This is a genomic window from Roseofilum reptotaenium CS-1145 (genome assembly GCF_028330985.1).
Classification (GTDB): Bacteria; Cyanobacteriota; Cyanobacteriia; order Cyanobacteriales; family Desertifilaceae; genus Roseofilum; species Roseofilum reptotaenium.
This window is the reverse complement of the sequence record NZ_JAQMUE010000009.1, coordinates 16735-29966: the sequence shown is the minus strand read 5'-3', so window position 1 is coordinate 29966 and position 13232 is coordinate 16735. Positions and strand designations below refer to the sequence as shown.

General features: G+C 44.8%; 12 protein-coding genes and 1 pseudogene. 6 read left to right on the top strand and 7 right to left on the bottom strand.

Going from position 1 to position 13232, the window contains the following annotated elements:
- The 5 genes and pseudogenes from PN466_RS01095 to PN466_RS01075 form a co-directional block, all read right to left on the bottom strand.
- Positions 1-1222, bottom strand: a 1222-nt coding sequence (locus PN466_RS01095) for a calcium-binding protein (protein ID WP_271936245.1), incomplete at its 3' end; no start/stop codon positions are given.
- Between the two features lie 144 nt (positions 1223-1366).
- Complete coding sequence (locus PN466_RS01090; protein WP_271936243.1) at positions 1367-1693, bottom strand: 2Fe-2S iron-sulfur cluster-binding protein; 327 nt, start codon at positions 1691-1693, stop codon at positions 1367-1369.
- Positions 1694-1871: 178 nt separating this feature from the next.
- A complete protein-coding gene (locus PN466_RS01085) occupies positions 1872-2165 on the bottom strand; it encodes a ferredoxin (protein WP_271936241.1) in 294 nt (97 codons plus the stop codon).
- A gap of 233 nt (positions 2166-2398) precedes the next feature.
- On the bottom strand, positions 2399-3916 hold the full coding sequence (gene trpE, locus PN466_RS01080) for an anthranilate synthase component I (RefSeq protein ID WP_271936239.1): 1518 nt from the start codon (positions 3914-3916) through the stop codon (positions 2399-2401).
- Positions 3917-4059: 143 nt separating this feature from the next.
- A pseudogene (locus PN466_RS01075) lies at positions 4060-5349 on the bottom strand (RNA-guided endonuclease InsQ/TnpB family protein).
- 132 nt (positions 5350-5481) lie between these two features.
- Between PN466_RS01075 and tnpA the strand changes: the two are divergent.
- A complete protein-coding gene (gene tnpA / locus PN466_RS01070; RefSeq protein ID WP_278002944.1) occupies positions 5482-6012 on the top strand; it encodes an IS200/IS605 family transposase in 531 nt (176 codons plus the stop codon).
- Between the two features lie 13 nt (positions 6013-6025).
- On the opposite strand, the gene PN466_RS01065 is transcribed toward tnpA, so the two are convergent.
- Together PN466_RS01065 and PN466_RS01060 are read right to left on the bottom strand one after the other, a co-directional pair.
- On the bottom strand, positions 6026-6271 hold the full coding sequence (locus PN466_RS01065) for a hypothetical protein (protein WP_271936238.1): 246 nt from the start codon (positions 6269-6271) through the stop codon (positions 6026-6028).
- Positions 6272-6420: 149 nt separating this feature from the next.
- Entirely contained in the window at positions 6421-7092 is a 672-nt protein-coding gene (locus tag PN466_RS01060; protein ID WP_313898500.1) for a DUF3120 domain-containing protein, read from the bottom strand.
- 257 nt (positions 7093-7349) lie between these two features.
- Between PN466_RS01060 and PN466_RS01055 the strand changes: the two genes are divergently transcribed.
- The 5 genes from PN466_RS01055 to PN466_RS01035 all read left to right on the top strand — a co-directional run bounded on the left by PN466_RS01055 (position 7350) and on the right by PN466_RS01035 (position 13217).
- Positions 7350-8300 (top strand): undecaprenyl-diphosphate phosphatase, encoded by a 951-nt coding sequence (locus PN466_RS01055; RefSeq protein WP_271936237.1) that lies wholly within the window; start codon positions 7350-7352, stop codon positions 8298-8300.
- A gap of 3 nt (positions 8301-8303) precedes the next feature.
- Positions 8304-9659 (top strand): TIGR03279 family radical SAM protein, encoded by a 1356-nt coding sequence (locus PN466_RS01050; protein ID WP_271936236.1) that lies wholly within the window; start codon positions 8304-8306, stop codon positions 9657-9659.
- Between the two features lie 145 nt (positions 9660-9804).
- Positions 9805-10758 carry a hypothetical protein gene (locus PN466_RS01045; RefSeq protein ID WP_271936234.1) on the top strand — a complete coding sequence of 318 codons (954 nt, stop codon included), beginning with the start codon at positions 9805-9807 and terminating at the stop codon, positions 10756-10758.
- Between the two features lie 346 nt (positions 10759-11104).
- The gene (locus PN466_RS01040) at positions 11105-12913 is read left to right on the top strand and encodes a phosphodiester glycosidase family protein (RefSeq protein ID WP_271936233.1); all 1809 of its coding nucleotides are present in this window, start codon (positions 11105-11107) and stop codon (positions 12911-12913) included.
- Positions 12914-12989: 76 nt separating this feature from the next.
- Positions 12990-13217, top strand: a complete 228-nt coding sequence (locus tag PN466_RS01035; protein ID WP_271936232.1) for a hypothetical protein — start codon at positions 12990-12992, stop codon at positions 13215-13217.
- The last annotated feature ends 15 nt before the right edge of the window (positions 13218-13232 follow it).

The window sequence follows — 13232 nt, the reverse complement described above, 5'->3', positions numbered from 1 at the left end:
GAGTTGGGGTGGGGGTTGGGGTGGGGGTTGGAGTCGGGGTGGGCAGATCAACCGTGACAAAATCAGTTTGGTTAATCAGGGCCACGTTGACGTTTCGCAAGACCATTAAATAATCGCCCAGTACTTGCCCGGCTTGACCTGTACTCGCAATCTGACGAATGATTACATCATTGGCATTGGCTCCTGTTCCTTGGGTGATAGACAGGTTAGCAAAGGTTAGTCCGCCTCCCAAGCCGATTCTATCTTCCTTGTTTCCATTCGCATCTACAAAGAAGTCGTTGACTACATCTGCACCCGAGAGCTGGAAACTACCTGAGTTGGCATCAATCGCAAAGGTATCTCGTCCTGCCCCACCCAGTAAGGTATCTGCTCCCGTACCGCCAAAGAGAAAGTCATTACCGGGTATAGTGTTATTTGAATCTCCAGCTAGGGCATCATTACCGGCATTGCCTTGTAGCGTATCATTACCGCGATCGCCGGAAAGGAAATCATTACCCTCTCCCCCTTCAATTTGATCCTCGTTTTGTCCGCCAAATAGGGAATCATTACCTGGATTTCCCAGAAGGGTATCATTTTCTGTACCCCCTGCCACAAAGTCGGCACCATTACCACCGAGGAGACTATCTGCACCCCCATCCCCAGCGATCACATCACCCTCATTATCACCAAAAATTGTATCTGTATCATTCCCGCCAAAGATGAAATCAATCCCTTGACCGCCTCGAATACTTTCTAAACCATCTCCACCCTCAATGGTATCGTTACCTAAATCCCCCAGGAGGCTATCATTCCCTGCACTCCCTACGAGATAATCATTATCTTGGCCGCCATAAATGAGATCGTTTCCTCCATTCCCATTAATGGCATCTATACCCGTTCCTCCAAAGAGGGCATCATTAAATGAGCCTCCTGAAATCTGATCGTTACCTGGCCCTCCCAGGATTAAATCAATCCCCTCACCTCCCGAGATAAAGTCATCTCCAAAGTCCCCTGAGATCTGATCGGCCTCTGTGCGACCAAAGAGTGTATCGCTTCCTTGACCGCCAAATAGGGTATCCCTACCTGGCCCACCATCGATCAGATCGTTATCCTGATTGCCCAGGATAATATCATTAAACCCTAGTCCGTTCAGGGTATCATTGCTTTGAAGACCCGAGATAATATCCCCTTGCCCAGTTCCATTAAGTAAATCCGGCCCAGGGGTTCCATTAATCGTTGGCATAATTTAAGCCTCCTCACAACTGCAATATAGAGATATAAGACCTTCAATCCCATTAAAGCTTAACTTAGCTAACTTGAGAGTTGATTTTAGGTGAAGCGACATCCGTCTGGGGAGGCTAGGGGTAAACTGAATAAGGTTTAAGAGTTAATAGAGTTCTTCTTCTTGATAGGTAAGAATCGTGCAGTCTGCCTTAGCATACGCTATACAAGTGAGAACATAACCGGCTTCTATTTGCCCATCGTCTAAAAAAGACTGGTCCGATTGATCCACTACATCTTCTGGATACGTGTTCTCTGGTAATACTAACTTACCAGCGCAGGTAGAACAAGCTCCCGACCGACAGGAATAGGGCAGATCCACACCTTGATCTTCTGCTACATCTAAAATGTATTCATCTTCAGGAACTTCGATAATTTCATCAAGATCTTCTTCTTCGTTAACCAGTCGAACGCTGTAGGTTTTTTTAGCCATTTCGCTGCTTCCTTAATCTGTTTTCAGCTTGATTTTTTAGAGGTTTAGGGAGGATTGTTTAGGCGTAACTGTTTAGGTGGATCTTACAAACGATTAGCACCCAAATCTCCTTACCATTAAAAGGGGATTTGGGTAGCTTAGGGACTTAGTTATGCTAAGGATTTTGAGAGTTGAAGAACTAGGTCAGATCGTCTTCTTTATGAGTTTCAATGGTGCAATCTGATGTTGGTTTAGCAATACAGGTCAGAACCCAACCGGCTTCGATTTGATCGTCATCAAGGAAGGATTGATCGTCTTGATCGACTGTACCCGCAGTGATTTTACCAGCACAGGTGGAGCAAGCACCAGCACGGCAGGAATAAGGCAGGTCAATCCCTTGTTCTTCAGCAATATCTAGAATAATTTCGTCTTCAGGGCAGTCTATTACTGTTTCACCAGTGGGGGTCTTCAATGTAACTTTGTATGTAGCCATGGTGTTACTCCTCAGAGATTAGTTGAATGAGTATAAGGTTGATTAATACAAACGATAGCCAATTTCCTGGCTTAATCGTTTGTATGATCGCTTGTCTTCATTCTTGATATTACGGGATTTTGGACAAATTGCAAGCAAAATTTAATCAACAATTTGAATCAGATCGATGATTTGATTTTCTAATTGCTTATACTTCATGCCTCCAGTTCGTCCCTTCAGATTCTAGAGAAGGCTTAGGGGTACAAGCATTGAATAGCTTGTAACAATCCTTTAGCTTTATTCAGGGTTTCTTGGTATTCGTTCTGGGGAATAGAATCAGCGACTAGACCGGCTCCTGCTTGAACGGATACGGTTTTATCCTGTACAACCATGGTTCTAATGGTAATGGCACTGTTGAGCTGTCCTTCAAAGTCGTAGTATCCATATACACCGGAGTAGGGGCCGCGCCGATCGCCTTCAAGTTCGTGAATAATCTCCATGGCGCGAATTTTCGGTGCGCCACTGACGGTTCCAGCAGGAAAACAGGCTTTGAGTAAGTCCCAGGCACTGCGATCGCTCCCTAGTTCCCCCACGACGTTACTGACAATGTGCATCACATGGGAGTAGCGTTCAATCACCATCAGCTCATCGACTTTAACGGTGCCACTGGTACAGACTCGCCCTAGATCGTTGCGACCTAAATCGACAAGCATAACATGCTCGGCAATTTCTTTGGGGTCTTGCAAGAGTTCGTTGGCGAAGGCTTGGTCTTCTTCTGGAGTCGCGCCACGGGGACGGGTTCCGGCAATGGGTCGAACGGTGGCTATGGTTTTGCCATTGGGAGCTTTGTCAGCTTTGACCATCACTTCTGGAGATGAACCAATCAGTTGCCAAGAGCCAAAATTAAAGTAGGCCATGTAGGGCGAGGGATTAATTAGTCTCAGGGAGCGATAGAGGTCAAAAGGTTTACCGCTATAGGCAGTACTGAGACGCTGGGAGAGGACAACTTGAAAGATATCCCCCGCCAAGATATAGTCCTGAGCTGTTTTGACGTTGGCACAGAAGGCTTCTGGGGTAATGTTGCTGGTGTAAGACACCCTAGAGTCTGGGTTAACCCGGTTTGGGGAGGTCCATTCCAGGGAGAGGGGTTTGCGCGAGAGGGGTTTGTTGAGTTTCTTAACGAGGGATTTGATCTGATCGCACGCTTGCTTGTAGGCTTTTTTGAGTTGAGTTTCTGGATCGCGCACATCCACATAGGCGATCGCCCAAATCTTGCGCTTCACTTGATCGAAAATCAACAGATGATCGACCTGCATCCAAATGCCATCAGGCAGATCGGTCTTATCCCCTTTATGGACGGGAACGGTAGGCTCGATCCAATGAATCAGCTCATAGCCCCAAAATCCAAATAATCCCCCAATTCCCGGAGGCAGTTGGGGCAGTTTGACAGGATGATAGGGTTCCAAACAATTGGCTAAGTGCCCGAAAGGATCGCCTTGGAATTCTTTTTGAGTGCCATCTCGAAACGTTTGTGTGGTGCGATCGCCTCTTGCTTCTAAGATCCATAGGGGATCGCAACCTAATAAACTGTAGCGACCGATCTTTTCTCCACCTTCGATCGACTCTAGCAAAAAGTTGTAGGGATGATTGGCACAAACCTTGTACCATGCCGAAACAGGGGTTTCTAAGTCAGCGACCCATTCCTGACAAACGGGAATAAAATTACCCTGTTGGGCAAGCTGTTTAAATTCGGAAAAATCGGGGTAAATCATGGATCGGGAGGTGATGGAACAGGAGTCACCATCCAAGGGTATCCTGCTTATGCTGAAGATCAATGATATCGTGCTTTCCGCTGTTGCGGACATCAAATGCGCTGATAATGGATCAACCCTTTTTCAGTGACAACTCCCGACGCTCACCCTGCCCGTAGAGTACGGGCTTCTCCATCGAGTTTTTTAGAACTAGATTTCGCGTTTTTGAGTGAGGCTTTGCCCAACCCCACTTTCTTAATCAAAAGAGCTGAGTTTATATCTCTTGGCATTGACGCACCGCAATGGGGACAATTATGCCAACGATCTGATAATTTCTTAGAAACTCTATTAAGACGGATTGCACAATGTTGGGACGTTCCCGATGGATTAACTTTCACCACTTTCCGACCCGCTTTTGCGGCTGACTGCGGAAGGATATCGTTCAAGAATACACCTATTCCAGCATCAGCAAAACTTTTATTTAATCCCGATTTTGCCGATTGTCCATTAGGAAGATATGTCCCGTTTTTAGCTTTTTGGGGCTTATTCTTCCGAGACATATTGGCAATCTTCAGATCTTCAACAAAGATAATCTCAGCTTTATCGATTAACTCATTAGCCGTCTCAAACTGCCACTGCCGTCGTTGTCTGGCAATCTTTTGATGTAATTTAGCAATTCGATGATTGAGTTTCCGGCGTGGTTTTGATCCTTTCTGCTTGAGATCGCGTTTGGATTGGAGTAATTTAAGTTTATCTTCAGATTGTCGATAGAACTTAGGCGGAACCTTCGTATCACCGTCTCAACAAGCGACAGAATACTCCAACCCGGAATCAATTCCAATGCTATTAGACTCAGTTGGCTCTATATCAATTTGTGGCCAATCAGGAACTGATTTATCCTCTAGGGAGAGAGTCAAATACCAACCATCAGCTTTCCGAGAAACAGAAGCTGTTTTAACTGAAAACCTCTCTGGTAAAGGACGATGTTTGATGAACCTGATTAAGCCAATTTTGGGTAAATTAATAGAATTGTCATCAATCCAATCATTTTTTGCTTGAGTATAAGTGAAAGTTCGGTAGCGATGTTTTCCTTTGAAACGAGGCCTACCGCTATGCTTTCCGTTCTTGTCTCCTTTGAGAAAACGATCAAAGGCAAGTTTAACTCTTTTGACCATATCTTGAAAGACTTGAGAATGGATTTCCCTGTACCAAGTTCGCTCTTTCTTCAGGTTCACTAAACCTCTTTTTTGAGCGTAGTATTCAGGCTGTTCTCTCGGTTTTGCAATACTAGCAACCAATGGGCAAGCGTTAACTTGAGTGCGATTAAACTCCCACCAGTCGAAGCGATCTGCAAGCAACCCATTGTACTGTAAGCGTAACATATCTAACCAACGAGACATGGTGCATCGCTGGAGATAAGTGGGCTTAAGTCTGTACTGGTATGCAGTTCGCATGATAGGATTAAATGACTGTTTACATTATATAGCGCTTCGCGCTAGGCAATAGGCAATAGCTTGTATGGCTTAGGTTCTAAGGCTTCAAGCTGTACCTCATCGAAGAGAGAAACGCTATAGTATACAGTCACTATGAAAAACGACTTTATCTCAAGTGGCCGAGCGGTTTCTGATCTCAAGTCCCATTTAGTCCTGACCACAAAGTACCGTCGGCAGGTCTTCGATCAAGAAATATTAAACTTTTTAGGAAACATAGTGTCTGATTTATGTCAGAAATGGGATTGTAAGTTAATTGAGGTTAATGGAGAACCCGATCATATTTACATTTTATTCCAGTATTATCCTCAACTTACTTTGTCCAACTTTATTGCCAATTTGAAATTTGTCTCTAGTCGTAAACTTAGAGCTGAGTTTTCTGAAAAAATTAATCGATTCTATAGAAAATCTGTTTTGTGGAATGAATCTTACTTTATTGCTATTTGTGGAGGAGTAACTGTTTCAACTCTGAAGCGATATATTGAACAACAAGGCTCCAACAAGGATGGAGAAGGAAAGGGCATCGTAGACGCGAAGCGGCTTCTCGAAGAGTACCCCTTCCTTCTCCCATCTCTCATCCCGACGCTCACTTTCAGTAGAGTACGGGGCTTCCCGCCGTCAAGCTAATCTTCAGATTTGGCTATTCTCCATCTAGGGTTGAGAGTTCATCCGTTAGTTCTAAGCGTCCCCGATAATAAAGATAGAACAGGCGATCGATGGCCTGTTGCTCTTCTTCACTCAGATTGGGATCTAAAATAGCCGCCATTAATCCATATCGGTCAGCTTGGGTTAATTTGCGCTTCGTATAGGCTTGAACAATTAGATCGCTTAGGCCACAGGGGAGGAGATGTAAGGAGACTTCCATAGCTTGATGTTGAGATAGCATTCTCAAGGGTCTTTAATCTTATTCTCCTGGGGATGCTCTCTTCATTCCGTGATAATTTGGGAAATGGGTTGTGATTTGAGTCACAATAAAGACCAGCTCTGATTTCTTTCTACTGATCGAAAAATGTTGTCTTTTAAGCCGATTGGAATTTAGGCGCAAAGGGCTGCCAGCCAGAAGAGTCCGTCTACGACTAGGGTACTGAGGACTGCACCACTAAAGGCCCACCACTGGATTTGTTTGGAGCGCAGGGGAAATAAACCCATTACTAGCAAGAGAGTTAACAACGCTCCCGCCCAAAATCCTCCCCAGGGGGTATAGATTTGGGCGATCGCCTCTTGAAAGACAGGGCGTACAAATTCGGGTTCAACTTGCATCAGTTGTCGCCAGTGGGGGATCAGGTCAACTAGGTAAAAATAAATATCGGTGATCGCCGTCCCCAACAGGGAACCGAGATAGAAGAAATGACCGATTAATCCCCAAGAATTTCTAGACTGTCTGCAGCGCAGCACTAGGTCGAGTAAAACGAAGGGTAGGGCGATCGCCTCAATGGGTAAATGATAGAGGGGTTCCCACCTCAGCCACCCCCAATAGATTGAACCCGCTAACCAACTCCAACTAAATCCTAATAAGAGATCGCCCCAAAGCTGTCCCCAGTGCCGAGTCCTCAGCATCCAACTTATACCAATCCAGCCGAGGGTCATTACAAAACTTAACTCTGGGAACAATCGTACTAAGGGGGCTTGGAAGAACACAGGTACAATCACTAACCCCCCAGATGCCAGCCAGATTTGCCAATGTTGAGGGAATGCCAGCCCTTTCAACCCTTCCTTTACAGGATTTGAGGCTGACTTGGATGTTGAGGAAGAATAGGGGGGAAAGGTTTGATGAACCACAATTAAGTTTCGTTACTTAACTTTACATTGTTTAAGATATCAGATTTTTTAATTCTGTCTATTGGATCTGATATCCCCCTGGGGGGGATAAGTCTATGATAACCGATCGCTAGAGAAATGAAACATACAAGCCACAACCCCCTGTTTTTGGCAATAATGGGACAGTTCTCCATCAAGGATTCGTAATGCTTAAAAAAAATAGCGATCGCCCCCTCCTGTTTGGACTAATCTTCCTCTCTGCCCTATTTGTACCGACCCTCACGCAAGCACAAGACCCCTCCAACAGCGTTTCCGGGCAAATTAATGTCTTTCAAGCCTTTATTTTAGGACTGGTACAAGGAATGACAGAATTTATCCCCATTAGCAGTACCGCTCACCTGAAAGTAGTCCCTGTGGCACTCGGATGGGGCGATCCAGGCGTTGCCTTTTCTGCTATCATTCAACTGGGCAGTATCGGTGCTGTCCTCTGGTACTTTTGGGACGATCTGAGGCAACTGACCCTAGGAACCCTTCAAGCCATCCAGAAAAAAGACTATCAGTCCAATAGTGTCCGCATGGTATCCGGGATTGCGATCGGAACCCTACCCATTGTGGTGATTGGCTTAGGGGTTAAACTACTGATCCCCAACTTTGACGAATCTCCCATTCGCAAACTCTCTGCCATTGCGATCGCCTCCATCGTCATGGCTATTCTACTCGGATTAGCCGAAAAATGGGGCAGTCGAAAACGGGACTTCGATCGCCTCGGAATGCAAGACGGAATTCTCATGGGATGTGCCCAAGCTCTCGCCATTATCCCTGGCGTTTCCCGCTCCGGATCGACCATTACCGCTGGATTATTCATGGGATTAGAACGCGCCAGTGCCGCCCGATTTTCCTTTCTCCTTGGCATTCCCGCCATCACCCTTGCCGGATTAGTTGAACTCGCTGGACTACTCGACGAAGGACTTGCCGGAGTCGGCTTATTTCCCCTGATTATCGGCTTAGTTTCCTCCGCCTTTTTCTCCTATGTCGCCATTGCCTGGCTAATCCGTTTTCTCCAAACCCGTAGCACCTGGCTCTTTATCTGGTATCGTCTGATTTTTGGCATCGTTATTTTAATCGCCATTAGCACCCAACTTATCCAGAATAGCTAAACTATGAGTACCATTCGTCCCGCTAAAATCTCCCAAGTTCTTCCCGACTCCATCGCCGCCGAAATCGGTTTTGAACCCGGTGATGCTATTGTTTCCATTAACGGCACAGCACCGCGAGACTTAATTGATTATCAGTTTTTATGTGCCGATGAAATTCTCGATCTTGAAGTTCTCGATCTTAAAGGCAAAACCCATCAAGTCGAAATTGAAAAAGACTACGATCAAGATTTAGGACTCGAATTTGAAAGCGCTTTCTTTGACAGTTTAATTCAATGCAATAATCGCTGTCCCTTCTGCTTTATCGATCAACAACCTCCCGGAAAACGTAAAAGCCTTTATCTTAAAGATGACGACTATCGCCTCAGTTTTCTCTATGGTAGTTATTTAACCTTAACCAATCTCAGCCCCAAGGAATGGAGCCGCATTCAAGCCATGCGTCTCTCCCCCCTCTACGTTTCCGTTCATGCCACCGAACCAGACATCAGAAATCGTTTATTAAAAAATTCTCGCGCTGGTCAAATTCTTCAGCAACTGGAATGGTTCCAAGAACAACGCTTACAAATTCATGCCCAAGTCGTCGTTTGTCCAGGAATTAATGATGGAGATCATTTAGAGCAAACAATTTTAGATTTAGCTAGATTTCATCAAGGAGAGATTCCTGCCGTCGCTTCAGTAGCCGTAGTTCCTGTCGGCTTAACTCGTTTTCGTCCTAGTGAAGATGAACTCATTCCCGTAACCGTGGAAAAAGCGCAAGAAGTGATCATCCAGGTGCAAAGATTACAGAAAAAATTTCAACAAGAAAAAAATGCCACCGTAGTTTGGTTAGCCGATGAATGGTTTTTAATCGCTGGAGTAGATTTACCTCCCGAATCCCATTATCAAGATTATCCTCAAATTGGCAATGGGGTGGGATCAATTCGGTTATTTATTCGCGAATTTGAAGAGAAGATACAAGAGAGAGCCGGGTCTAAAGTCTCTCCTCCTAAAATATTCTCTTGGGTAGTAGGAAACACTGTAGAGAAAGCATTTACCCCTTTAGTGAATCAATTAAATAAGATATCAGGCTTGACCATTCAGTTACAAGCCATGAATAGCGACTATTGGGGACAAGACATGACCGTAACTGGCTTATTGACGGGAGAAGATTTGCTACATAAGTTGTCTGGAAAAGATTTAGGGGATGCTATTTTATTGCCAACAGTGATGTTAAAGCATGGCGAAACTTGTTTTTTAGACGATCGAACAGTAGAAGAGGTCGAAGAAAAATTAGGTGTACCGATTTTCCTGGTCGAAAATATTGATGCGTTGCTTGATATTTGCTTTACAGAAAGTCCGGCTGTAAAACAATACGTAATATAGCGCTTCTCTCTTCTATGGAGTACAGTGTAACCGTCTTGTATCTCAATAAATAACTAAAGTCTACTCCCTGTTCCCCAGAACAAAAGGATTTAATATACCTCAGACGACCGGAAACTGCTGTATCATCACACATTGCATTACTATCATGAACACTTTCGAGAGAATAATATCTATTCTAGCTTTTCTATCCATAGGCTTTTCGCTAACAGAAGTATATCTAACCATCAACCAAATTTGGAAACGAAAGCATGAACGAGCCGTTGCTGAGAGTATATCCGTTACGGCTAACTTGGTTTCTTTAATTCCTGGAGTGATCTTTGCCCTCAACTATCTGTTGCAAGGCGAAGTGATTGGTTTAATCGACACCACATTGTTTGGTGGTTTGGCTATATTTTATATCCTGGTAGGTACGTCTTTATGGGTAGAAGGAGAGCGAAAAAAGGGGTTATGGGAATTGATTAAACAAACCCTCAATTTGGAAAGAAAAGAGGCGGGAGACTTGGCTCGATCGTTTTTCAAACCATCTGGAGCAAAAAAGGTGATTAGTATTTTAAGTCAAGTTGCAATGATTGATGAATTTCTTGATGAACGAGAAAAGCAATTTATTCAAACCTTTGCTGACAACTGGAATATTAATTACTCTTGGGATGATTTACAAAACAATAGAAGAGCAGGGGCTTCTATTAATTTGATCAAGTTACGTCAGGATGTTATGGATTACTTAGCAACCTCTCCCCCTCACAAACAAGTGTCAGAATTCAACGATATCATTAATGCTTTAGTCAATATTGATGAAGAAGTTTCCGAACAAGAACAGTTGATTATTGCGGAATTAGAAGGTTTGTTCTCTGAATATATTACCCAAGGCTCTAATGCGGCTAAATATCATGTGATCGTTGTTCCCCAAAATGAACAACAAGTTCAAGTGATTATGAATTTACCGGAACTCAATCGATATGAAGTGGCAGAAGGGACTGCTTATCATAGCGAGCCATTCTATTCTAAAGAATATGCAGATGTAATATCTGAGGGTTATCGCAGTCTAAATTTGTTTAGCATGGTTACATTAACGTTGCCAACACAAGACAATATATCCTAATTTCAAGGTTACGCTCTTAGCCACAATTTGGTCGATCTAACTAATCATGCAAAAAACTAATCTATCATTTTCAAGACAGTTGTGACAGAGTTTGACAATAGACTTTTTGGAGAAGGTGAGGGAATAGGGAATAGGGGTAAGAATGCAGGATTACTCCATTGCCATTTATTTTCTGCACAATTATGCAAGAGGTCTAATCTATTCGGATCACACTGACAACCGGATGGATAAGATAACGTTGTCCATGGATTGTAGGATGTTCGTAGAGATAAGGTGTGCCTTGTCTCTGCCGATTTCTAACGATTCCAAGGGTATGATTTAGGTATGGTTGTGGGGTAAACAATTGATGTTGTCATTATTTTATATCACGCTGTTGGGCGCTGGGATGTTTTCTCGTCTAAATGCGCTTCCGGTTAACGCTTGTGAGAATAGCTTAACCGAGGTGTGTCCTGTATCAACTATGAGTGAGGAAGAATTCTTCGCGCAAACTCTTCCCGCTCAAGGTAATCAAATCATCTTTAATAGTCAAACATTACCCATTGCCTGGAAACAATGGCGAGAGAATAATCAAGTGCGGATTGGGATTAGTGATGTGGGTTTAGTGTCGGGTTTTGGTGTAGAATTGCTCAGTACCTCGAATCCTGCTCTACAACCGATTCAGTGGTATGGAATCCCTCGTCAAACTCAGTGGACGCTTCCGGCTCAGATAACCTCGACTGCGCGATATGTGGATGTGACGGAGTGGGTGCAAGAGTTGGGATGGCGGATGGTGCCCCAAGGGAATGTACTGAGGCTAGAAGCGCCTGCGAGTCAGCTTTTGGGGATGCGTCACGTACAAGAAGCTTGGGGCGATCGCCTCCTGATCGCTTTCAATCAAGAAACTCCCATACAAGTCAACCATGCTCCCGGAAAGACGGTGATTACTCTTGGAGCAGTTGCTTCTCCTGCTCTCTTCGATTCCTTTGAATCCCAGGCAGGGAAAGCCATTGATAGCATTAAATTTACCCCGGAATCGGGACGGACGCAAATTGAAATTAACCTGAAAAGCAAACAAGTGCGTCCCCAAATTCTTACTGCGAATGCACCTTATCGGGTGGCGATCGATTTCCATTTGGATGCCTATATTCCCACAAAACAAATCCAATGGGCCCCAGGCATTCAATGGCGACAGCAAACGGTGACCATTGGATCGTCGCAGTTTCCGGTGTTTTGGCTGCAAATTGACCCGCAAAATCCCCAAATCCAACTGCGTCCCATTCGCACGAATAATCAAGCTGCATCGGGGACTTCTCCCTTAGTGACTTTAGCACGTCAATCTCAAGTGGCAGCCGCCATTAATGCGGGATTTTTTAATCGTAATAATCGCTTACCTTTGGGAGTCATTCGGGATAATGGGGAATGGATTTCCGGCCCTATTCTTAACCGGGGAGCGATCGCCTGGAACAACCGAGGACAATTCCTCATCGATCGCCTAACCCTCACCGAAACCCTTACTACTCAAAGCAACCAACAGTATCCCATTCTTTACCTCAACAGTGGCTATGTCAAACCGGGATTATCCCGCTATACCCGTGCTTGGGGGTCAACTTATACGCCACTGACCGACAATGAAACCCTTATTTCGGTAAACGGCGATCGCGTCATCTCTCAAACCCAAACCACCCAAGCTGGAACTGGCCAATTTCCCATCCCTCCCCAAGGATATCTCCTAGTCCATCGTGGCCAGGATCTTCCGCCCTCTATTCCCCCAAGAAGTCGCCTCCAACTACAAGCCACCTCATCCCCCGATCTCACCTCCAACTATCCCTTTACCCTAGGCGCTGGCCCCCTCTTGATTAAAAATGGTCGTATCGTGCTAGATGCTGAGGGAGAGAGCTTTAGCAATGCCTTTATTCGCCAGCAAGCTTCCCGGAGTGCGATCGGTTTAACCTCCAATGGACAACTGATTATCACCGCTGTCCATAACCGCTCCTACGGCAAAGGGCCAACCCTCACCGAAATGGCTCAAATTATGCAACACCTTGGTACAGTAGATGCCCTGAATTTAGATGGTGGCAGTTCCACCGGACTTTATTTAGGAGGAGAATTATTAGACCGCTCCCCCCGAAGTGCTGCCCGCATTCATAATATCTTAGGTATCTTTCTTGAGCCTTAATTCAATTCACTTTAAATCCAATCAAGTCCTCACCCTCATTCAAGCTAACAGATGACACCGAACAGAGAAGATTGTTATGCTTGAAAAGTTAGCGAAAACAGCCGGAGAGCAACATGTTCTACCCGTCAGGGTGAGCGTCGAGATGAAAGCCGGGCAATGCAAGAGCGCTCCTCGGACTTATGCCGAGCAAGGTGGCGGAGGGGAGATACGAGAAATTGCCAATCTCTTGGCGCTATATTTGCACGTCTTTAGACCACAGAGTGTCAATTCTCCCCTTATCGATTTTGGAACTCAAGACTTCTAATCTTCTACGGAGAAA

Excerpts from the sequence above, each read along its gene's own strand:
- PN466_RS01085 (WP_271936241.1), bottom strand. The coding sequence starts at position 2,165 with ATGGCTACATACAAAGTTACATTGAAGACCCCCACTGGTGAAACAGTA.
- PN466_RS01045 (WP_271936234.1), top strand. The coding sequence starts at position 9,805 with ATGAACACTTTCGAGAGAATAATATCTATTCTAGCTTTTCTATCCATA.
- PN466_RS01090 (WP_271936243.1), bottom strand. The coding sequence starts at position 1,693 with ATGGCTAAAAAAACCTACAGCGTTCGACTGGTTAACGAAGAAGAAGAT.
- trpE (WP_271936239.1), bottom strand. The coding sequence starts at position 3,916 with ATGATTTACCCCGATTTTTCCGAATTTAAACAGCTTGCCCAACAGGGT.
- PN466_RS01065 (WP_271936238.1), bottom strand. The coding sequence starts at position 6,271 with ATGCTATCTCAACATCAAGCTATGGAAGTCTCCTTACATCTCCTCCCC.
- PN466_RS01035 (WP_271936232.1), top strand. The coding sequence starts at position 12,990 with ATGCTTGAAAAGTTAGCGAAAACAGCCGGAGAGCAACATGTTCTACCC.
- PN466_RS01040 (WP_271936233.1), top strand. The coding sequence starts at position 11,105 with ATGTTGTCATTATTTTATATCACGCTGTTGGGCGCTGGGATGTTTTCT.
- PN466_RS01055 (WP_271936237.1), top strand. The coding sequence starts at position 7,350 with ATGCTTAAAAAAAATAGCGATCGCCCCCTCCTGTTTGGACTAATCTTC.
- PN466_RS01050 (WP_271936236.1), top strand. The coding sequence starts at position 8,304 with ATGAGTACCATTCGTCCCGCTAAAATCTCCCAAGTTCTTCCCGACTCC.
- tnpA (WP_278002944.1), top strand. The coding sequence starts at position 5,482 with ATGAAAAACGACTTTATCTCAAGTGGCCGAGCGGTTTCTGATCTCAAG.